This is a genomic window from Paenibacillus sp. YIM B09110, from assembly GCF_037167145.1.
Lineage (GTDB): Bacteria > Bacillota > Bacilli > Paenibacillales > Paenibacillaceae > Pristimantibacillus.
The window spans coordinates 1-20691 of the sequence record NZ_JBANSP010000010.1 but is presented as its reverse complement, the minus strand read 5'-3'; the positions used below and the strand labels follow the sequence as shown (position 1 = coordinate 20691).

Below are 20691 nucleotides of genomic sequence, written 5' to 3'. Positions count from 1 at the left end.
TTCTTGTAACAAACTAACTTTTTATTTGCTCTGCCGTACATTCGGCTGTGCCATCTAGGCGGATAATCGCTTGTATGCTCGGATGACGCATCGTACGATTGGCAGTCAGCTCTAAGTATTCGACTTTAACGGTAATGACAGGTTTAACCCAAATCATATTTTTAGACAACGCCGGTGCATGAGCGAACGGACTCGCATCGGCGTGGATCTGCAACGCTAAATCCGTTAAGATCGACCAATCCCGCTGCGTTAATTTTCCAGTGCCGGCATTGCCAATATAAATCCATTCATGATCATTCGTATAGAGACCGAGCAAGAGAGAATTAACCGTCTTATCGCGGAATGTAACTCCGCCTACCGCTGCGTACAAGTCCTTCATAACCTTCTGTTTTCTCCAACGTCCGTCTTTGCCATTGATCCGATACGTACTTTGAAGCTCCTTGTATATGATCCCTTCCATTTGATATTGCTTCATGTGTTCGAATAATACATGGCCATCCTCAAAGTTTTGCACGAGTTGAACATTGGTTTGCGGTATGACGATTTGCTCCAGCAAAGCATAACGTTGTTGAAATGGTCTGTCTGTCACCCAATCGCCATTATAGTACAGCACGTCAAAAATCATATAGGTGATCGGAACGTGGGAGGTAGCTTGCTTAACTCTGTCAGGTTGCCTTAAGCGGTCCCTCTTCATTACTTCATAAAAGGAAGGCTTATGATGATCGAATGCTATGATTTCTCCATCAAGAATAACTGAATCGGCTGTACAGAAAGCTTTATTATTAAGCAGTTCGGGATATTGCAACGTTCTTTCGTTCAATCTTCGATTGTAAAGCTTTGTTTCGCTGCCGTCATCATACAGCAGGACCCGGACGCCGTCCCATTTGATTTGGGCTGTCCACTGGTCACCTTCAGGGGGCAAAACTGTGCTAATCGGTTCAAACGGGAAAACAGGGTTCAGATTCATTCATAGCCTCCCAAAAACGTATAGCTCAAGCTTTCCCATTCGTGACATTCAGCATAACTAAGGAGGTGGGAGGACAAGACTAAAAGTCAGACGGTATAGGTAGGGGAGGCAAAGCAAAAGTGAGGCTTGGTAGTCATGTGAGAATGAGCAAAGGGTATCTCAGCGCTGCGAAAGAAGCCGTAAGGCTTGGCGCTACGACATTTCAATATTTCCCGAAAAACCCGCGAAGCCTATCGGTGAAGAGCTTTAACCGGAAGGATGCAGAAGCGTGCACAGCATTTTGTCAAGAACATGATCTTGTTTCCATTGCCCATACTCCTTATCCGACTAACCTATCGGTTGAAGACACGGCTATGCAGGAGGTAACGATTCACTCTCTGAGGAACGATCTTGATATTGCCGAGGCATGCGGCTCTATCGGTTTGGTGGTCCATTTTGGCAAATATAAAGGGACCGGGGATCCTCTTACAGGCTATAAATTAATGATTAATATGATTAATAACGTGCTCGTGAACTATAAAGGGAAAACACTGCTCCTTATTGAGAACAATGCTGGACAAGGTGGTAAAATGGGGATTACGTTGGAGGAGCTCGTGCAAATTCGCAAGCTGACGGATTATCCCGAGTTAATCGGCTATTGCTTCGATACATGCCACGCCTTCGCGAGCGGATTATGGACAGGACATAATTGGACCAACCTTGTTGAGAAAGGGACCCAATTAGAGTATTTCGCCAATCTGAAGGCGATCCATCTTAATGATTCGGTTTATCCAAGCGGCTCTTATAAGGATCGGCATGCTCAAGTTGGCAAGGGATATATCGGAGCAAATGCAATGAAGCAGCTATTGCAATCCGCAGTCATTAGTGAGCTCCCGATCATTTTGGAAACACCAACATCGGACAACTATTCCCACAAGGATGAGATTACCTACATACATGAACTTGCTAATAATAGTAATTAAAATGCCCCCAATAACCTGTAACGAGGGATAGGCTTATTGGGGGCTATTTATCTAAATCATACGATTTCCTTCGTCTGCTTAGAGGAACTTTTGCGTTTCGGCTTAGGCGGTGATGCCGGCGGCGCCTTCGCCGCCTCAATGCTCGCTTGAAGGGCAGCCATCAAATCGATGACATTCGAACGAGTCTCGGACGGAGACGTTATTTTATCTACGCCTTCACCGGCGATTTTCTGCTGAATAGCGTTCGTAAGTGCTATACGATAATCATCCGTATACTTGTCGGGCTGGAAAGTTTCGGTTAATTGCTCGATAAGCAGCTTCGCCATCTGAAGCTCTTTCTCGTTCACGACCGTTTGCTCGGGAAGATTCGGAACTGAGGCGATTGGTCTGATTTCGTCCGGATAATGCATCGTTTCTAGACATAAACAGTTGCCTACAGCACGAATCGCAGCTAAGCTGCTTTTGCTTCGGATCGAGATTTTAGCAATTCCTATCTTACCCGTGTCCTTGATCGCTTCCAGCAGCAAGCTGTAAGCTCCAGCACCTGACAGATCGGGAGAAAGGTAATACGGTTTCTGATAATACAGCGGATCGATATCCGACAAAGAAACAAAGTCCAGAATCTGAATCACCTTGGCGGACTCAGGCTTCAGAGACTCGATCTCTTCCTCGTTGAAAATAACAAACTTGCCTTTCTCGTACTCGAAGCCTTTCACAATATCGTCTTGCTCAACCTTTTTGCCGCAATGAGAGCATGTTCGGACATTCGATATGGGCATACCGCATTCCTTATGAATCGTGCGAAAGTGAATATCCTTGTCTTCGGTAGCCGTGAACATCTTCACCGGCACATGAACAAGTCCGAAGCTTATTGCGCCTTTCCATACTGTCTGCACGAGATGATCCTCCTTTTTTATAATGTATAGTACCCATTCTCGGCTGGAATTATCGGGCAGCATTATTATTGAATGAAGAAGTCCATATGATTCTATGATTTCCATCATATTGAAATGTTGCGATGAATAGATATATTCAAAGTAAGCATGGAGAGGATGGAATGACTATGAATCAAGTGAACCAATCGATTGCGATTATTGGAATAGGTACAGCAGTACCGCCCTATAAGCTTGAACAAACGAATACGTCCCAGCGTTTGACGGATGCCTTACGAGAATTCCCCGACTCCGCACGCTGGGCCAAACGAATATTCAAACAATGCGGCGTAGAGACACGGTATACATGCGAGCCGAATTTATTAGAATCGGCTGATCAATGCCGTTATTTTCTACAATCGTCCGGTGAAGAACTTCCAACGACAGCTGCTCGTATGAAAACGTATAAGAGAGAGTCCGTACCGCTTGCATTAGGTGCTGCGAGAAAGGCAATGGAAGATGCCAACTTACATGCATCAGACATTACACATTTGATAACGGTAAGCTGTACAGGTCAATTCCTTCCCGGGATGGATACCGTTCTCGTGAAAGAATTGGAGTTATCGGCTACCGTTAACCGGCTGCCGCTTAACTTTCTCGGCTGCGCCGCAGGGCTGAGAGGCATTAACCTATCGAAGCATATTATTGAAAGTGATGCCCAGGCCAAAGTGTTATTGGTTTGCGTCGAATTATGTACGCTCCACATTCAGCCCTCCAGCGAACGCGAAGCGTTATTTGGAGCGTCTTTTTTCGGTGACGGCGCTTCTGCATGTGTGATCGGCTCGTTGGAGGAGGAACACCAGCATGCGAATGGCGTATTTCGATTGGGGACGGACCGTTCTGTACTTCTATCCGATTGTGCAGATGAAATGGTGTGGGAGGTCGGCAACTTCGGATTTGATCTTTATCTTTCACCTAATATCCCCAAATGGATTGGGGCTGCTATTCCCGAGCAAATTGGGCAGCTCATTGGTGAACAAAAATTGCCTGAATTGTGGGCCATCCATCCCGGAGGGAAAGGCATTATCGATACGCTGGTTGATAGCTATGGGCTTACGGAGGAGCAATCAAGGCCAAGCCGTAACGTGCTTCGCGATTTTGGGAACATGTCATCAGCGACCATCTTGTTTGTTCTGGCCGAGATGAGAAACCATTTAATGGAACGAGGAGTCGGTCCAGCTAGCGGTCTTGCACTTGCCTTCGGACCAGGACTCACTTGTGAAATGGTTCAAATCGGTTATGTTCCATCCAACCAACGAAGAGAAGTGAAATTAGTTGAAGCCCATGCATAAGTATGGGAGGAAACGGGCTGTAGCGCCGGAACTAATGGACGACTTCACGAGTGGAGGTATCGAGCTTCGGGAAGCACTCCGTCATCTTAGATGGCTGAATCGGATTTTCGCAGCTGCTGCGCCGACTATGTATGGAATTGAGAAGCTGTGGATCGAAGCCAATAAACCGAAACATCTCTCCATTATGGACATTGGCTCCGGTTCAGGCGACGTCAATCGGAGATTGTTGAAATGGATAGATATGAACCGAATCGATGCATCCATTACGCTTGTCGATAAAACATCGGAAGCTTGTGAAGAAGCCAGGCAGTTTTTTCGAAATGAACCAAGAGTCAACGTCATGCAATGCGATTTATACGATATGTCTGGACGGTCCGTCGATATCGTAACCGGAACGCAGTTTCTGCATCATTTTCAGGAAGAAGAGCTGCCTACAGTTATCTTGAAAATGCTATCACTGTCGCGTCTCGGTGTCGTCATCAACGACATTCATCGGCATTGGCTGTCATGGGCAGCTGTATGGCTGACGACGCGAATCCTATCCAGCAACCGCTATATTGTAAATGACGGTCCGCTATCCGTGGCCAAAGGCTTTCAAAGCGAAGATTGGGAGCTTCTAAAGGAATCACTTGGTGAAGAGGTAGGCTTGACCTATTCATGGCGTCCGTTGTTCCGATATGCCGTACTTATCAGACCAGCGCGGCAAGCTAAGCTTGGAAAGCAACGACTATGAAGCAGGTTGTTCATGATGTGGCTGTCCTTGGTGCCGGCGTGGCGGGCAGCAGCTTGGCCAAACTATTGGCGGATCAGGGTCTAGATACTGTATTGCTCGATCAGAAGTCATTCCCTAGACATAAGGTGTGCGGAGAATTTCTATCTCCTGAATCCAGGAGTATGCTTCAATCCTTTGGTTTGGAGCAGTATGTACAAGACCTAAGACCGATGTCAATAGAGCGAACAAGATTAAACTTTCGTTATGGACAAGCGCTTGAAATAGCGCTGCCAGGCTCAGCGATTGGGGTAAGCCGTTATTCGTTAGATCCGGCACTGCACCGAGCAGCTGTTGTTTCAGGCGTACAGCTTTATACGCAGACGACCGTGACAGCTGTTAATTTTAGTGACAATTACTATTCTATTGAGACAAGGCAAGCCGGAAGCGCTGCGCCAAAGCTATTCCGCGCTCGCGCTGTTATTGCGGCCTGGGGAGCAGCGAATCGCAGCGGATTGCCTGGAAGACATGAGGTGCAAGACAATAAAAGCGAATATATCGGCGTAAAATCACATTTTAGCGGCGTGAACGCGGAGGCTGTTGTTGAACTCTATTTTTTTGACGGCGGTTATTTGGGCATTTCACCGATTGAAGGTGGACGAATAAACGTAGCTGCTCTACTGAAACGAAAGGAATTTGATCTTGAAGGTTCAGATAAGTCGATATTAAGTTGGATCAATGCTGCTTGTCGCAGAAATCCGAAGCTTGCCAAGCGCATGTCGCTTGCCGTACCCACACCAGGAACACAAGCCGCCGTCGCTCCCGTCCATCTAAGCCGTAAGCCTTTACCATGGAATACAATCGCTCGTGTCGGAGATACCTCCAATATGATACCGCCTCTATGCGGTGATGGAATGTCGATGGCCTTGCGTTCTGCTGGATTATGTGCTCCGCTGGCGGTCCGCTACTTGAATGGTGATGTTACTTTGGCGCAATGGGAACAGCAATACTCGCAAGCTATTCATAATGACTTCGATGGACCTATGAAATGGGGAAGACGGCTGCAATGGCTTATTGGTTTACCGGTATTGCCTAGATTGATGCTTGCTGCTGCTCCCGTTGCACCAGGACTGGCATATAAGCTTGTTCAGGCTACTCGTTTGAAATGAATTGAATGTCTAACGTGATTCGAAGCAAAAAGGAGTCTGGCCTTGATGTTTCAGCTGCTCGCGGTCGTCGCGTATCGATATCCGAAAACGATCATTATAGGTTGGATGCTGTTCATGCTCTTTTTTGGTTATTTCGCGCCTAAGCTGCCAAGCGTGCTGGATGATCACGGCTTAGTCCCCCATGGATCCTTCATTAAAGCAGAACAATTAATGGCAACTGATTTTCATATCCCCAAACAACCAATTATTTTACTATTCGAGAAAAAGAACAGCGTTTCTACTCCGACCTTTCAGCGTCATATTCAACTATCTATGAACCAATTACAAGGTTTGGATGGATTCAATGGCTTGCTGTCACCGGTTAATAATGAAAGAATGTTTAACGGGAATTTTGCTTACGCAATGCTTTCCTTCAAACAAAGCACTCATGAAATGAATGCTCTAATAGATCAGATTCGTGAGCAGTTGCCGAATCATAACGAGATTAAGATCAGCCTAACAGGAAAATCCGTTGTACAAGCCGATGTAAATAAGGCAAGTCAAACGGATTTGATCAAAGCGGAACGAATAGGCTTGCCCGTAGCCTTCGTTATTTTGCTGCTAGCTTTCGGTGGCATACGTTCTGCGCTTATTCCGATAATTGCCGGCATGATCAGTGTAATGGGCACGATGGGCATTGTGTTTGGACTTGGTACGGTGACCGAGTTATCCAACTTCGTGCTGAACGTTATTCCAATGGTAGGGTTCGCACTTAGCATCGATTTTGCTCTGATGATCGTTAGCCGTTTCCGAGAGCAACTGATACGACACACACCAAAGCAGGCTTTGATCATAACGATGATGACAGCTGGAAGAGCCGTTTTTTTCTCCGGAGTATGTGTTTGTTTGGGACTGATCGCTGTACTCTTCATACCACTGACGATGTTCTCCTCGATAGCAATCAGTGCTGCACTTGTATTAGTGATCTCACAATTAACAGCATTAACATTCGTTCCTGCGCTGCTTACCATTATGTGGCCAGCTATTAAAGAAGAACGGCATATTTCTATGATAAACGAGGGCAATAAATGGTTGTTAATGTCACGTTATGTGCTCAAACGGCCTATTCGGCATGCCTTGGTTTCAGTGCTAATATTGATCATTTGTTTACTACCGCTAGCACGAATGAACATTGGTATTCCTGATGCAACTTCTTTGCCGCCTGACTATGCCAGCCGAATTGCATATGAAGACTATCAAGCTCAATTCATTCCTCAAGGAAGTTCGGAAGTGTATTTGATTGCTTTAGGAGATCCTGATCTGGAGAGTAAAGACCTTACCCCACAAGCATCCAAGCTCATAAATCAATTAACGAGTGATCCACTCGTCGAAGCAGTAATGCCCGAACCAGTAGTGAATGATCATAAAATACTCATACGAGTCGTGCTGTACGGAGATCCTTCTTCAGATAAAGTTAGGAGCTGGTTGCGAGATTGGGAGCGAAGAGGGGAACAATCAAACTTCCCGTTTTTACTTGGCGGCGAAGCGAAGTATCAGCAAGAGGTGTATGACGATGTTTTCGACAATTTAAAAAATGTGCTGCTGTTTGTGTTCGTCTCAAACTATATCGTATTATTCCTCGCATTTCGTTCTATTCTCATTCCAATGAAAACGATTGTTATGAATTTTTTGAGCATGGGGGCGGCCTTCGGAATTATAAGCGGGATCTTTCAGAAAGGTCTCATCGGTATCGAGCCAAGCAGCATTGCCATTATGATACCGGTATTCATATTTGGTTTAGCATTTGGGATCAGCATGGATTATGGCGTGTTTCTCGTATCTAGAATCTACGAGGAATATGAGCGAACGCATGACAATGAAATTTCCATCCTTGTAGGAATGTCTTCTATAAGTAGAGTAATTAACTCCGGAGCAGCAATCATCATCGCAGTGACTGTTCCGTTCGCATTCGGTGATGTTGTCGGGGTGAGGCAGCTCGGCATTGGCATTGCCGCAGCGATCTTCATCGATGCAACCATTATCCGAATGCTGCTTATGCCATCATTAATGAAGTTACTCGGAAAATGGAACTGGTGGGCACCGCGATGGCTAAGAAAGTAAACGGATAATCAAATACTAAACATGACTTATGCATTTTGAAGAGTCAGCGATTGCGGTGTTCGGTTGGGTCAAGGCGAAATGGGAAACGTTCAATTGTATAATTATCCCTTCCTTTGATGTATTGACACGATATCCCTTAATCCCTATTATTAATGAGAATCATTATTACTCAACAGAAAAAGGGGATCACGACACCATGTTCACTCAGAGAAAGAAGACCCTGCCGGCCGCATTGGCAGCCATCCTGCTAATAACAAGCATGCTCATAGGTTGCGGAAAACAGGATACCAACACCTTCTCATCAAATAATGGGAATAATACTGCTTCTGCAGAAAAGTCCATTATCATGTCCTGGCCTAGGGACATCGGAACGATGAATCCACATACGTATAACCCATCTCAACTTTTTGCTCAATCGATGATCTATGAACCGCTCATCAAGTATACAGAAGGCGGCAAGCTCGAACCGGAGCTGGCCGAATCATGGACGATCTCGGAAGATGGCAAGGAATATATATTTAAGCTTCGTGAAAATGTTAAATTCTCTGACGGAACGGCTTTTAACGCTGCCATCGTTAAGAAAAATTTCGACGCCGTGATGAAGAACGCCAATATGCATAGCTGGCTTGGCGTCATCAACGTCATGGACAAGACAGAAGCCATTGACGAATTTACATTCAAAATGACATTGAAGCAGGCTTATTATCCTGCTCTGCAAGATCTCTCGCTCGTTCGTCCGCTGCGTTTTTTAGGTGAAGCCGGCTTCCCGGATGACGGTGACACCTCCAAAGGCATCAAATCATCGGTCGGGACAGGCGCTTGGATGCTGGCGGAATACAAGAAGGATGAGTATGCCGTTTTCAAGCGCAACCCGAACTACTGGGGAGAGAGCCCGAAAGTGGATCAAATCAAAGTTAAAATTATTCCAGACGCAGAAACACGCGTATTGGCCTTTGAAAAAGGCGAGCTCGACTTGATTTACGGAGAAGGCGTTATCAGCATGGACTCCTTTAATCAATTGAAAGAGTCCGGCAAGTATACAACGGAGCTCTCTGACCCTGTCGGCACAAGAAGCCTGTTATTGAACACAACTAATGCGAAGCTGGCTGACTTGCGGGTGCGCCTCGCGCTTCAATATGGATTCAATAAACAGGCGATGGTTGAAGGCGTGACACTTGGACTAGAGGATAAGGCGGATAACATACTATCCACCAACTTCCCTTATACCGATATCGATGTTGAACCGATTGATTACAATACCGATAAAGCCAATCAATATTTGGATGAAGCAGGATGGACGCTTCCTGAAGGGAAATCCGTCAGGGAGAAGGACGGACAAGCGCTCGAACTGGAGCTGATGTATGACAAAACCGATCCGATTCAAAAAGCAATGGCCGAAACGATGCAGGCTGAATGGAGTGCAATCGGCGTTAAACTGAATATTACTGGGCTTGAGCTGACTGTACAAATTCAGCGCAGGAAAGCCGGAGAATTCGATATGGACTTCTGGTACAACTACGGGGCTCCATACGATCCGCATTCCTTCATTAATGTTGTCGCTGAAAAAGGTTGGGGTGTTTCAGAAGCCAATTCCGCTTTGCCCATGAAAGCCGAACTCGATGAGCAAATTCATCAGGCGCTTGCTTCAACGGATGAAACAAAACGTCAGCAGCTGTACAGCTCGATCCTACTCACGCTGCAGGAGCAATCAGCGATTATGCCGATCTCGTACATTAAGAAAACCGTTGTGTATCAGAATAAAGTGAAAGACTTTGCTTTCCCTGCGAATCGTGACGAGAATCCGTTCAACGGCATTGATATCAGCAAGTAAGACAAACGGCAGGGAGGCTAGTCATGATCAGCTATATCGGGAAAAGAATCGTTGCGATCATTCCAATTGTTCTCTTTGCCATTCTTATTACGTTCGCACTTATTCAGCTGTCGCCTGTCGATCCTGCTGAAGCATATTTGACCGCAGCACATATACATCCGACAGAGGAGTTGCTGGCAGAGAAAAGGCATGAGTTCGGGCTTGATCAGCCGCTGTTCGTTCAATATTTTCGCACGGTGCTGAATATTGTCCAGCTTGATTTCGGAACCTCTTACTATACGAATGAGTCTGTATGGGAGGATGTCAAAGCAAGAATGCCTGCGACGATCCAACTCGCGGTCAGCAGCGTCGCTTTTGCTATTCTTGTTAGCATACCGCTAGGTTTTGTGTCAGCGATATATAGAAACAGCCTGATTGATTATATGAGCAGGCTGCTTTCTTTCGCCGGCGCTTCCATTCCGCAATTTTGGCTCGGATATTTATTGATGTTTTTCTTTGCGGTCAAACTTGACTTACTGCCTGTAGAGGGCAGGGAATCGTTGCTGCATCTCGTGCTACCCATGTTAACGCTCTCGTTCGCACTGATCGCGATATATACCCGTTTACTGCGAGCCAGCGTGCTGGAACAATTACAGGAGTCCTATGTACTGTACGCGAAGACACGCGGCATTAAACCAAAAGTTATTATGGGAAAGCATGTGTTGAAAATTGCGATTTCACCGGTCATTACCGGTCTGGGCATGAATTTGGGCAAATTGCTGACCGGAACAATTATTGTGGAGCAAGTATTTTCGTGGCCGGGGGTCGGTCGGTATTTTGTCGAGGCGATATTTAATCGGGACATTCCGGTTATTCAATGCTACGTGTTCCTCGCGGCATGTTTGTTCATTGTATGCAATTTGATCGTTGATCTGCTGCAGTTGTATATGGATCCCCGAATTTCATTGAAAGGAAGGGCTGACCATTGATTGCGCGCATAGGCACTGTCATCAAAGGGCAGAAAACCATATCCATCTGCTTGCTTATCTTGCTGATGTTCGCGTTGATAACGATTCTGGCTCCATGGATTTCGCCGCATGACCCTGTGAAAGTAAATTTAGCGCTTAAGTTGATGCCGCCTTCAGCGGACTATTTGCTCGGAACGGATCACTTGGGCCGTGATAATTTATCCCGGCTGCTGCACGGCGCTCGCATCTCGCTTGGCTTGGCTTTCTTGATTTTTATCTCATCAATCGGAATCGGGCTCCTTGTTGGAACCGTTGCCGGGTATACAGGCGGTTGGCTGGATTGGCTGCTGATGCGTTTCTGCGAAGGGGTATTAGCGATTCCTAATCTGGTGCTTGTACTTGGTATTGTCGGCGTATTCGGTCCGGGACTGATACAGGTCGTATTGGCGCTTATGCTGGTCCAGTGGGTTTATTACGCCCGCATGTTTCGAAGCATGGTCGTCAGCTTAAAAGAACGCGAATTCATTACGGCTGCCCGAATTAGCGGCTCCTCCCAATGGTCCATTATTAGAAGGCATATTATTCCGAATGTGCTGCCACCGATTCTCGTCATGGGAACGCTGGAAATGGGCTGGGCGATTATGGACATTTCGGCGCTGTCTTTTCTGGGGCTAGGCATTCAGCCTCCGACACCTGAATGGGGAGCGATGATTCATGAAGGAAAAGCGTTTATACGCAGTCAACCTGAATTGATGTTATACCCGGGCTTGATGATTTTGTTTGTGGTCATTACATTCAATGTATTAGGCGAAGCATTGTCTGATCGATTTGGGGTAAAACGACGTTTTTGAATAGGAATGAGGCCGATGTTGGAACAAGCGAACGGCGTGCTGCAGGTAAACGGACTGCACGTCAAGATAAAGACGGAGCAGGGAGCTCACTCCCTGATTGAGGATATCGGTTTTGAACTTAAACAAGGTCAGGTGCTTGGTCTCGTTGGGGAGAGCGGAAGCGGAAAGTCGATTACGTGCATGTCCCTGCTGCAGCTTCTGGACCGGAAGCAGACAAGCGTAGAGGGCAGCATTCGGTTGAACGGTCGCGAGTTGAACGGTTTGAAAGCGGAGGAAATGCGGCGGATTCGCGGCAAGGAAATAGCCTATATTATGCAAAATCCGATGAGCGCCTTTACTCCGGTCTATACGATCGGCGAACAGTTCACCGAAACGATCCGCACCCACACTTCCTTGTCCAAAAAACAAGCATTGGAGCTGGCTGCTGCAGCTATGACGGATATGAATTTGACTAATCCGTCTAAATTGATGAAATTGTACCCTTTCCAACTGAGCGGCGGAATGCTGCAGCGCGTTATGATTGCGATATCGATGTGTTTGCGACCCGCTGTCGTCATTGCCGATGAGCCTACTACTGCGCTCGATGTCGTTAATCAATTGCAAGTACTCCGGCAATTGGATCGTCTTCGTACGGAATGCGGCACCTCGATTTTATTAATATCACATGATTTGGGTGTGATATCAGAATTGGCGGATGACGTTTCCGTTATGCAGAAGGGACGAATCGTCGAGACGGCAAACGTGTTCGAACTGTTCGATCGACCTCGGCATCCGTATACGAAACAATTGCTGGATGCAAGACTTACGATAAACGAGAGACCGTAAACAGAGGAGGAGAGCATGCAACTGCAAGTGAGAGGAGTAACCCATACATATGGCGATAGGGGACGGCTGTGGCGCACCAATACGAGCCCGCCTGTTCTCTCTAACATTTCACTTTCAATTGAGGAAGGACAATGTCTTGGACTGCTTGGTACAAGCGGTGCAGGAAAAAGCACGCTCGGTAAAATTATTCTTGGCTTGCAAAAGCCTACGCAAGGGCAAGTTTTGTTTCAAAATCAAGAGATATACAAGCTGAATTCACGAACACGCCGATTAGTTCGACGTGATGTACAAGCAGTGTTCCAGAACAGCTACGCAGCTGTTAATCCGCGTACGACGGCTGAGCAGATTATCGGTGAACCGCTTGATAATTATGAACGCTTGTCACCGCAGGAGCAGAAAAAAATGATCGGCGAGCTGCTAGAACGGGTCGGATTGAAGCCAGAGGACATGCGTAAATATCCTCATCAATTCAGCGGAGGGCAATTACAAAGAATTAACATTGCACGGGCCATTGCGTTAAAACCAAAACTGATCGTGTTAGACGAGCCTGTTAGCAGCCTTGATATGATTAACCAAACCCTTATTTTGACGTTGTTAAATGATTTGAAGACGGACTTCGGACTATCTTATCTGTTTATCACGCATGATATTAAAGCAGCCTATTCCGTTTCGGATCACCTCGCAGTTATGGAGAAAGGGCAGGTTGTTGAGATATATAACGAAAAAGACGGCATATTTGCCTCATCACATCCGACGGTAACCTACTTACTAGCATCGATGCTTTCCGAACATCCTAAGCATCGTTCGATTCATGGTGCAAGATAGCTGAGATGTACTATACCAATAAATGTTGATTTTATCTGGGTAGACTGTTGCGCTAACGGATAACGATAGCGTATTAAGCAGGGAGCAGTTCGCCACGCGGCAGCTGCTCCCTGCTTTCGTTAAAGTAACGAGCAGAAGAGTGGTAAATATAGAAATTAATCTGAAGTTCTGTCCTAGAATTTCGAGGCACTGAATAATAAGATCTATAGTTTATAACTATTAACTATATTAATATTATATATTAGACCAATATATGATGTGGCTATATTATGTAATTATATTGAGGTTGTCCAAATTCCGGTTTTGAAGAAGCAACATAGCAGAGGAGGAACGATATCATGTCGATTTATGATTTTCAAGTCACATCAATTAACGGAAAGTCGGTTGAACTGTCAGCTTACCGAGGGAAAGTTCTCCTTATAGTCAACACTGCCAGTAGGTGCAGCTATTCTCGCCAATTCGCTGGCCTTCAAAAGCTTTACGAAAGTCACCATGAGCAGGGGTTAGAAATACTCGGGTTTCCTTGTAACCAATTCAACGGGAAAGAGCCAGGGAGTAACTCGGAAGTACAGGAATATTGTGAAAGCAACTTTGGAGTGGCGTTTCCACTATTTGAAAAAATTGAGGTTAGAGGGCCATCTGTGCATCCTTTATTTCAATATCTGACGAAACAAGCACCTTTTGAAGGTTTCGATAGTCGAACCCAGGACGGTCTGAAGATGCAAGATTTCCTTCAGGAAAAGTATCCGGAAATATACGCTGGAAATGGGGTCAAATGGAATTTCTCTAAGTTTTTGATCGATCGTGATGGTCATGTGTATGCTAGATATGAAACTACAACGGAGCCATTTGAATTACAATCGGTAATCCAATCGCTGCTTTAAACAAATCAATACACCGATAGGCGATTAAATTAACGGGGGAACGATAGTTCAAAAAAATTGCAGGGGCGAGTCGGACAAAACAGTAAAAAATTTCAGGAAATTGCAGCTCATCTTTCTTCACACTAATACTTCTTCACAAAACTCGTATTTTGTACATATGTCTATAACTAAGCAATATCCCTTATCCATCAATGGTTTTTATATATGACTGTATTCCAGAAATCCAATTTTATAAGTTCGCACTAATTCTCTCCATTGACCTTCAGTCCGAACTAACCTGCCCTTTACTTCAACAAAAGCTGCAGTAGATTCTCGGATCTACTGCAGCTTTATTAATTGAACTATAGTATCCCGTTAGTTAGCTTAGTACTGTCCCGGGGATTAACCGATATTAATCTTGTCTTTATATTTCTCTGCCCATTCTTTAAGCGGGGTTAATTTAAGATTATAAGTTTTTAACGAATCAATATCTACATTGTATCCCACTTCGTTATCCCATTCCTGGGATCGTACCACCCCTGCAAAGATACCTTGGTCTACTGCTTCTTCGGGACTAAGTGAATACACTGTAAGCCTTTTTCCCGTTACATTAGAGAGTACAGCGGCGACATCATTCATTGTTAGAGATTCTGAAGCTAATTCAATATTTTTCCCATTGAATTTTTCTGGATTATTAAATGCGGCACAAGCAAAAGTAGCTACATCATCTGCTGTAATAAAATCTACTCGTGTATCGGGAAGTATAGCTGTTCTTAGTTCTCCTTGTTGTAAATGAGGAAACATAATTCTACCATGTTCAGAATCGAGAAGATCTTCCATCATTAAGGATGGTTTAAGTATAGTCCATGATGAAAATCCTGCTTTACGAATAGCGTCCTCTACTTCCCATTTATCTGTCCAATATTGTTCAAACCAATAACCTGTTCCCCATTCTGGGAATTCTGTATATCTGCTTGTGGCTGCAACGGAGGTGTGAACAAACTGTTGAACTCCACTGTTTAATGCTGATTGAATTAATGCAAATCCCTGTTGTCGTTCACTATCCGTACCGGGCGTGGCAGGGTTTGTCATGGAAAACACCGCATCTGCGTTTTGCATGGCTCTTTCCAAAGAGGAAGGGTCATCAAAATTACCCACTACAGCTTCTGCCCCTTTTTGAATAAGTGCCTGGGCTTTAGAAGAATTTATATCTCTAACTAAAATACGAACATTAAATCCCTGTTTTAATGCTTCCCGTGCCACAGCTCCTCCTTGTAAACCAGTTGCACCTGTGACTAATATTACTTTTTGCTTATTATTCATTTTAAAACTCCTTTGTTACGAAATTTGATGTAGTAATAAACATAGGATAGTATATAATGTGATTAAAAAACAGTATGCACTTTTTAGTGAGATACTATCCAAAAGGAGAGTATTGGAATGAACGAGAGCAATGACATTTACAATGGATCGGAATCCTTTGAATATACCCTCTCCATTATGAGTGGAAAATGGAAGATGTTAATTATTTTCTTTTTAGGACGAGATAAAGTGATGCGATATAATGAACTAAAAAGATCCATTAATGGGATTACACATAAAATGTTAAGCAAGCAACTGAAAGAACTAGAAAAAGAGCAATTAATAATACGTCAGGAATATTCTCAAATCCCACCAAAAGTTGAATATTCTTTAAGCGATAAAGGGGTATCTTTGCTTCCTATAACAAAAACTATGTGTGATTGGGGGAAAAAACATATGTAACAGGGTGTTAATTCCTTATTCCACTAACCTCCCTCTATGGAGAATCACATTTCTCTTAAATGCTCAAGTTTCCTTAGATTTTGAACGTTTTCCTTTCGAACAAGACAAACTTTAAATGGAACAAGATTGTAGATGGTGTAAAATATGGGGCGAATAATGTGAAAAAAGCCTCTCCTCCCAGACCACTCGTTTAAAAAAGTGGACTTTTGGAAGATTTATGGTCGCACCTTTTGAATCTCCACATCGTCTCATGGAGGTCAACCCTCCCATGTCTCACAGAGTCTACGCTCCCACATTCCTTCATTCAACCTGTCCATGAGGTGGAGGTCGGATATTGCTGCCCGTCAGGATCTTCGTCCGTATGTTAGTTTTGTTCCGACTCATCCGTGCTTCAATTGTCTGTAACTCTCTTATCTTCGTTCTTCTTCTATGAAAACATTGAATTTAAGCTGCTAATGACACTGCCGTGAATTGAGGGATACCCTATAACATCTTTTCTTCACTAAATCCATGCCCTTTTTTCAGGACACCAAACAGAACGCGAATTAGCTTGTTGCATAATGCAATGAGCGACTGCATCTTTTTCAAGGGATTATCTGGCCGTTTCGTGTAATAGTGATGCAAGGCCTTAAAAGCACGGTTCTTAGCCACCAGTGGCATCATGACGCGAAATAGCAGCGCTCGTAGCCGCCTACGACCTCGCTTCGTAATCTTCGTTTGTCCCTTGTGTTTACCTGACGTATTTTCTTTAAGATTCAAGCCTGCCAACTTAATAATCTGTTTGGGATGTCTGTTTCGTTCAATGTCGCCAACTTCAGCGAGAAAACCAGCTATACTGTCACGACCAATCCCTTTAATGGCCATTAGTTGCTTCACATGAGGGATTTGCTCCAAGAGCTCATCCAGCCTTGCTTCAAGCTCTTCAAACCTACTCTCAAGCAGCTCGTACTGTGTTAACAACAACCTAAGCTCGAGTTTTGCTAAGGCCGTCCCTTCTCGTATACCAACGGAACGGCTTGCCACTGCTTTCAGGCTGCTCATACGTTCGATGCCGAGACCTCGCTTGGCAACCTTTCTGAGATGACTTAGCAAGGCTTCCTCCGACTGAGAGACCAACTCATGCGGCAACAAACAAAGACTAAGCATTTGGCGTGCGGACTTGCATTCCCAATCCTTAAAAACCGTGAGGAACTCTGGAAAATACCGGTCCAACCAGTTATGAACACGACCTTGCACAACTCGTAAGTCAGTCGACAGATGATCGCGAATTTTCATCGCTTCCCGTAGTTCGGCATAGATGCCCTGGGGAAGGTTAGGTACGGCGTATCTTCCGTCTTTGACGAGCTGCGCGATTTCAATTTAAGCTGGAGCGCTACTCTGATGAGATTGGTGTCAGCAGAGGCTACTTCTTTGAGCTGTTTAAGCGAACAACCGTGCCGGTCCAGTACATTAATCATTTCCGCATTAGTCGAGCGAAAGAGGATTTGCGCTCTTCCAACCTCAACATTATGCAAATATCGGACAAATATCATTTCAGCTCTGTGCATTACTTTTCCAGAACGTTCCGTAAATATACCGGCAATTCGCCTCAGATGTTCCGCGAATCGGAACATTAACGAAGCTAACGTCAATCAAGTATTTGAACAGCCTGATTATTTTTACTTATTTAGAAGCTTTCAGCTCGTACGGCTTCGTAAGGCGCAGTATTCGTACTTCGGCCGTCCGCGGCGATCATAATTGTATATAGTGAAATTCGCCGACAAGCGTTCGGCTAATGGTGAAGCATCCTGATGGTCAGCCGCAGCAGATGAAACCAGAGTATTAGAGACGCCAGTTGCAACAATCACGCAGTTTTTTGCCAATTTCATCTCGATAGCGTTTCGTATCCCCTGCAAACAACGTGAGTGTAGGAATTGTATATTCTTTCTTGCATTTATCGATCGAAGCCCAGTTCCATCCAATCTCATGTATGCCAGAACTGCCGTTAAGGGCAGGATATGCAAGATACTCTGTTTGTCTGGTGTAACGGAGCATCGCATGCTCAAGTCCTAGTGGTCCCCAGCTAGCGGCGAAAAGTCCGAACAATCCCCACAGAACATCATAGCCGTCTTCACCCATCAGAAGCTTTCCTGGATGGCGTATTGAGAATTCATCCGCAAAAGCAGCGACTCCTTCGTAAGGCGAGTAATCAGGCGCATTGGACCACCGAATGGCTCCATCCAAGAATATACCGTCAAAACCAAACGTATCGATCAACTCATCCGCCTTATTTAGCATGTACGATCGCAAAGCAGGATGCCCGTAATTCGCAATATAGCCCATGTTCTCTTGTGACAGATCGCTGTTCCAATCAATCCAGTTCTGAATTTGAGGAATTCCTTCGGAGTCTTTCAAGGCTGCATCAAGCAAATCATGCTCCTGAAGGAACTTATGAGTAAGAAGGTTTGGTCCGCCAAGCATCGGAATGATTTTGACACCAAGAGAGTGAGCGGTTTTCACCAACTGGCGAAGTCCGTTTTCTCCTCCCAACCGTTCCCCGGGGCTGTGATAAGGATAGGTATAGTAGTATCGACCATCCCACGCCGGCAGAAACGCAAGAACATGTTTACCCGGAATATCAATGCATATATCGCGGAGCTGCTCTTCCATATCTCTAAAAGTATTAAAGACATGTCCTGTCCAATGTTCGCCATGAAAATTGACCACAACACGAATGTCATCGATCCATTGTAAATCTTCACGACTATGAAACGGCGTTAGATTAAAGTGTCGCTCGAGATCGCTGAAACGTTCAGCAACGACCTCGTTCCTTGTCTGTACTTTGCCAACTTTCCATTCCGGCAGCATAATTTGGTTTGTCCAGTTTCGGCGGTCTTCTTCGAAGGAGAGTATGAGAACCGGCGCTTGTTCCTTCACATCGTAATAGGCAGCAAAGCCCTTTTTACGGACTAGGCTGTCTTTGGAAAGAGCGTACCACTCTTTGGCGCAGCCGTTTTCTTCGGCGTTATCCCCAACTATTACGAGCGGCATCATTGCATCTCGTCCAGGATAAATCAACGGATGTATGCCGGTTGGGTGCCTAAATTCCCGTCTGCCCATATTATCTGAATCTGCATCAAAGTATTTGATATCAATGCCTATAATATGAATAAGTAAAGATTTGCATAGTTCGGTTACATGTTCACCCCTGCCATTTATCGAGATCGATCCATCATTTTCATTTATTTCCAAAATAAGTTCCAGCTTACCTTCCGCACTTAATTGTCCGCCGGCTGCCCACAATCGATTCGAAATGAGCCTCAGCTTGCCGTTCTCTACTACCGTTTGAGTATGCTCTGGTGATGGGCAATAAATATTCTCGTACGTTGAGAGTCGAATGGCGAATTTTAATCCACCATACGAAACGTAGGTGTCACCAAAATAGTAAGCGAGCGTATACATAAGTCTCTCCCCCAAGAATCAAATAAAATGTACTTCCGATGAGTTGATTATATCTAGAAAATATCGGACAATAATAGTATTATTGCGAACGTATTTCGTACGATTTAAACCATCAAGAAGGGTAGATAAGGATGCAATATTTTCATTTGGATGCACCTCCATTGCCTCATTACTACATCTGTGGAGAACAAATGCTAAACAAAGGGGAGGCTCACGCTTCTCGTTCAAGCATCGGAGTATTCGATTTGCTAATAGTATTGGAAGGAACTTTATACATTGGAGAGACAGATCGTCAGTGGGTGTTACAACAGTGGGATATGCTCATTCTACGCCCGGATGCTCATCATTACCCAACTGCGCCGTGCAAAGATCGCACACGATTTTTCTGGATGCATTTTCAGTCTGGTTTGCGATGGAGTGAAGCAGAGGAACAATATCATGATAATCCAATGCCAATCGAAGTGAGTCAGTGCCAACATTTTGGCAATGGCTACTCGCTTTACATTCCGAAATACTGGTCGATTAAAAAAAAGGAGGATGTAGAGAGAGAAATTGTTTTGTTGCGATCTTTAAACAATAAGACCTCGATGGCGAACTGTTGGGAGCAACAAGCTGCTTTTCAACGCTTGCTTCGGATCATTTGTCAAGAAACGCTCGAGTTGCGCGCTTCTGCTAATCAGCGTTTAATCGAAAGAGTGACCGAATTTATTAGGAATCATTATAAAGAATCGATAACAAACGAAACGTTGGCTGATGAGTTTCACTTCCATGCCGTGTACATTTCTAGAAGTATGCAACGATATCAGGGTTGCACGCCGCTGCAATACTTGATGAAAGTTCGAATAGAGCAAGCTAAATTGTTGTTGGTCAACACGGACAGCAGCATTGCGGCTATCGCGAGTGATGTGGGATTCGAGAGCAATACTTATTTCACAAGGTGTTTTCAAAGATGGGAACAGAAGACACCAAGAGAATATAGAAATCAATTCAGACTTTAACACAAAAAGAGCGAGTTCGATTAAGTCGAACTCGCTCTTACTATTAATGTTGTCCCTATTGCCCTTCCCAATTGCGGTAATTTCGATGGTCCAAAAAGTAGCAAACCTAAAATGACAAGTAATACAATTCCGGTTACTCCAATATTCATCGGCATACATTTACACCTCCATCGTGCTTCGTTCTAAAAGTTAACCAACAGAGCTGTTACATACAT

General features: G+C 44.7%; 19 protein-coding genes and 1 pseudogene. 14 read left to right on the top strand and 6 right to left on the bottom strand.

Annotated elements, in window-relative coordinates:
- Window positions 1-13: 13 nt before the first annotated feature.
- Window positions 14-967, bottom strand: coding sequence for an ATP-dependent DNA ligase (locus V8F51_RS16075; protein WP_337101304.1), 954 nt, complete (start codon window positions 965-967; stop codon window positions 14-16).
- 119 nt (window positions 968-1086) lie between these two features.
- On the opposite strand from V8F51_RS16075, the gene V8F51_RS16070 reads away from it, so the two are divergent.
- Window positions 1087-1929: a deoxyribonuclease IV gene (locus V8F51_RS16070; RefSeq protein ID WP_337101303.1), complete on the top strand. Its 843-nt coding sequence runs from the start codon at window positions 1087-1089 to the stop codon at window positions 1927-1929.
- A 56-nt stretch (window positions 1930-1985) separates the two neighbouring features.
- On the opposite strand, the gene ku is transcribed toward V8F51_RS16070, so the two are convergent.
- Complete coding sequence (gene ku, locus V8F51_RS16065; RefSeq protein WP_337101302.1) at window positions 1986-2825, bottom strand: non-homologous end joining protein Ku; 840 nt, start codon at window positions 2823-2825, stop codon at window positions 1986-1988.
- 167 nt (window positions 2826-2992) lie between these two features.
- On the opposite strand from ku, the gene V8F51_RS16060 reads away from it, so the two are divergent.
- From V8F51_RS16060 to V8F51_RS16015, 10 genes are all read left to right on the top strand, one after another.
- Window positions 2993-4153, top strand: a complete 1161-nt coding sequence (locus V8F51_RS16060) for a type III polyketide synthase (protein ID WP_337101493.1) — start codon at window positions 2993-2995, stop codon at window positions 4151-4153.
- Window positions 4146-4886: a methyltransferase domain-containing protein gene (locus V8F51_RS16055; RefSeq protein WP_337101492.1), complete on the top strand. Its 741-nt coding sequence runs from the start codon at window positions 4146-4148 to the stop codon at window positions 4884-4886. Before V8F51_RS16060 ends, V8F51_RS16055 begins: the two co-directional genes overlap by 8 nt.
- Entirely contained in the window at window positions 4883-6031 is a 1149-nt protein-coding gene (locus V8F51_RS16050; protein ID WP_337101301.1) for an NAD(P)/FAD-dependent oxidoreductase, read from the top strand. The genes V8F51_RS16055 and V8F51_RS16050 overlap by 4 nt, the downstream gene beginning before the upstream one ends.
- Before the next feature lie 45 nt (window positions 6032-6076).
- The gene (locus V8F51_RS16045; RefSeq protein WP_337101300.1) at window positions 6077-8131 is read left to right on the top strand and encodes an MMPL family transporter; all 2055 of its coding nucleotides are present in this window, start codon (window positions 6077-6079) and stop codon (window positions 8129-8131) included.
- Between the two features lie 196 nt (window positions 8132-8327).
- Window positions 8328-9962, top strand: coding sequence for a nickel ABC transporter substrate-binding protein (gene nikA / locus V8F51_RS16040; RefSeq protein WP_337101299.1), 1635 nt, complete (start codon window positions 8328-8330; stop codon window positions 9960-9962).
- A gap of 23 nt (window positions 9963-9985) precedes the next feature.
- Entirely contained in the window at window positions 9986-10930 is a 945-nt protein-coding gene (gene nikB / locus V8F51_RS16035) for a nickel ABC transporter permease subunit NikB (protein ID WP_337101298.1), read from the top strand.
- On the top strand, window positions 10927-11760 hold the full coding sequence (gene nikC, locus V8F51_RS16030) for a nickel ABC transporter permease subunit NikC (RefSeq protein WP_337101297.1): 834 nt from the start codon (window positions 10927-10929) through the stop codon (window positions 11758-11760). The genes nikB and nikC overlap by 4 nt, the downstream gene beginning before the upstream one ends.
- A gap of 15 nt (window positions 11761-11775) precedes the next feature.
- Window positions 11776-12585 carry a nickel import ATP-binding protein NikD gene (gene nikD, locus V8F51_RS16025; RefSeq protein ID WP_337101296.1) on the top strand — a complete coding sequence of 270 codons (810 nt, stop codon included), beginning with the start codon at window positions 11776-11778 and terminating at the stop codon, window positions 12583-12585.
- A 15-nt stretch (window positions 12586-12600) separates the two neighbouring features.
- Window positions 12601-13410: a nickel import ATP-binding protein NikE gene (gene nikE / locus V8F51_RS16020; RefSeq protein ID WP_337101295.1), complete on the top strand. Its 810-nt coding sequence runs from the start codon at window positions 12601-12603 to the stop codon at window positions 13408-13410.
- Between the two features lie 338 nt (window positions 13411-13748).
- On the top strand, window positions 13749-14294 hold the full coding sequence (locus V8F51_RS16015) for a glutathione peroxidase (RefSeq protein WP_337101294.1): 546 nt from the start codon (window positions 13749-13751) through the stop codon (window positions 14292-14294).
- A gap of 381 nt (window positions 14295-14675) precedes the next feature.
- On the opposite strand, the gene V8F51_RS16010 is transcribed toward V8F51_RS16015, so the two are convergent.
- A complete protein-coding gene (locus V8F51_RS16010; RefSeq protein WP_337101293.1) occupies window positions 14676-15596 on the bottom strand; it encodes an NmrA/HSCARG family protein in 921 nt (306 codons plus the stop codon).
- A 117-nt stretch (window positions 15597-15713) separates the two neighbouring features.
- On the opposite strand from V8F51_RS16010, the gene V8F51_RS16005 reads away from it, so the two are divergent.
- Window positions 15714-16037, top strand: a complete 324-nt coding sequence (locus V8F51_RS16005) for a winged helix-turn-helix transcriptional regulator (RefSeq protein ID WP_337101292.1) — start codon at window positions 15714-15716, stop codon at window positions 16035-16037.
- Window positions 16038-16520: 483 nt separating this feature from the next.
- Here the strand turns inward: V8F51_RS16005 and V8F51_RS16000 are convergent.
- Window positions 16521-17390: pseudogene (locus V8F51_RS16000) on the bottom strand (IS110 family transposase); the annotation flags it as partial.
- Window positions 17391-17401: 11 nt separating this feature from the next.
- On the opposite strand from V8F51_RS16000, the gene V8F51_RS15995 reads away from it, so the two are divergent.
- Complete coding sequence (locus tag V8F51_RS15995; RefSeq protein WP_337101491.1) at window positions 17402-17653, top strand: helix-turn-helix transcriptional regulator; 252 nt, start codon at window positions 17402-17404, stop codon at window positions 17651-17653.
- Between the two features lie 205 nt (window positions 17654-17858).
- Here the strand turns inward: V8F51_RS15995 and V8F51_RS15990 are convergent, their stop codons facing one another.
- The gene (locus V8F51_RS15990; protein WP_337101291.1) at window positions 17859-19478 is read right to left on the bottom strand and encodes a hypothetical protein; all 1620 of its coding nucleotides are present in this window, start codon (window positions 19476-19478) and stop codon (window positions 17859-17861) included.
- A gap of 131 nt (window positions 19479-19609) precedes the next feature.
- Here V8F51_RS15990 and V8F51_RS15985 point away from each other — a divergent pair, with 131 nt between their 5' ends.
- Window positions 19610-20476 (top strand): AraC family transcriptional regulator, encoded by an 867-nt coding sequence (locus tag V8F51_RS15985; RefSeq protein ID WP_337101290.1) that lies wholly within the window; start codon window positions 19610-19612, stop codon window positions 20474-20476.
- A 20-nt stretch (window positions 20477-20496) separates the two neighbouring features.
- On the opposite strand, the gene V8F51_RS15980 is transcribed toward V8F51_RS15985, so the two are convergent.
- The gene (locus tag V8F51_RS15980; protein ID WP_337101489.1) at window positions 20497-20625 is read right to left on the bottom strand and encodes a twin-arginine translocase TatA/TatE family subunit; all 129 of its coding nucleotides are present in this window, start codon (window positions 20623-20625) and stop codon (window positions 20497-20499) included.
- Between the last annotated feature and the right edge of the window lie 66 nt (window positions 20626-20691).

Bases quoted from the DNA above. Each gene is read 5' to 3' on its own strand.
- V8F51_RS16075 (WP_337101304.1), bottom strand. From the start codon at position 967: ATGAATCTGAACCCTGTTTTCCCGTTTGAACCGATTAGCACAGTTTTG.
- V8F51_RS16060 (WP_337101493.1), top strand. From the start codon at position 2,993: ATGAATCAAGTGAACCAATCGATTGCGATTATTGGAATAGGTACAGCA.
- V8F51_RS16055 (WP_337101492.1), top strand. From the start codon at position 4,146: ATGCATAAGTATGGGAGGAAACGGGCTGTAGCGCCGGAACTAATGGAC.
- V8F51_RS16050 (WP_337101301.1), top strand. From the start codon at position 4,883: ATGAAGCAGGTTGTTCATGATGTGGCTGTCCTTGGTGCCGGCGTGGCG.
- V8F51_RS16045 (WP_337101300.1), top strand. From the start codon at position 6,077: ATGTTTCAGCTGCTCGCGGTCGTCGCGTATCGATATCCGAAAACGATC.
- nikA (WP_337101299.1), top strand. From the start codon at position 8,328: ATGTTCACTCAGAGAAAGAAGACCCTGCCGGCCGCATTGGCAGCCATC.
- nikB (WP_337101298.1), top strand. From the start codon at position 9,986: ATGATCAGCTATATCGGGAAAAGAATCGTTGCGATCATTCCAATTGTT.
- nikD (WP_337101296.1), top strand. From the start codon at position 11,776: ATGTTGGAACAAGCGAACGGCGTGCTGCAGGTAAACGGACTGCACGTC.
- nikE (WP_337101295.1), top strand. From the start codon at position 12,601: ATGCAACTGCAAGTGAGAGGAGTAACCCATACATATGGCGATAGGGGA.
- V8F51_RS16015 (WP_337101294.1), top strand. From the start codon at position 13,749: ATGTCGATTTATGATTTTCAAGTCACATCAATTAACGGAAAGTCGGTT.
- V8F51_RS16010 (WP_337101293.1), bottom strand. From the start codon at position 15,596: ATGAATAATAAGCAAAAAGTAATATTAGTCACAGGTGCAACTGGTTTA.
- V8F51_RS16005 (WP_337101292.1), top strand. From the start codon at position 15,714: ATGAACGAGAGCAATGACATTTACAATGGATCGGAATCCTTTGAATAT.
- V8F51_RS15990 (WP_337101291.1), bottom strand. From the start codon at position 19,478: ATGTATACGCTCGCTTACTATTTTGGTGACACCTACGTTTCGTATGGT.
- V8F51_RS15985 (WP_337101290.1), top strand. From the start codon at position 19,610: ATGCAATATTTTCATTTGGATGCACCTCCATTGCCTCATTACTACATC.
- V8F51_RS15980 (WP_337101489.1), bottom strand. From the start codon at position 20,625: ATGAATATTGGAGTAACCGGAATTGTATTACTTGTCATTTTAGGTTTG.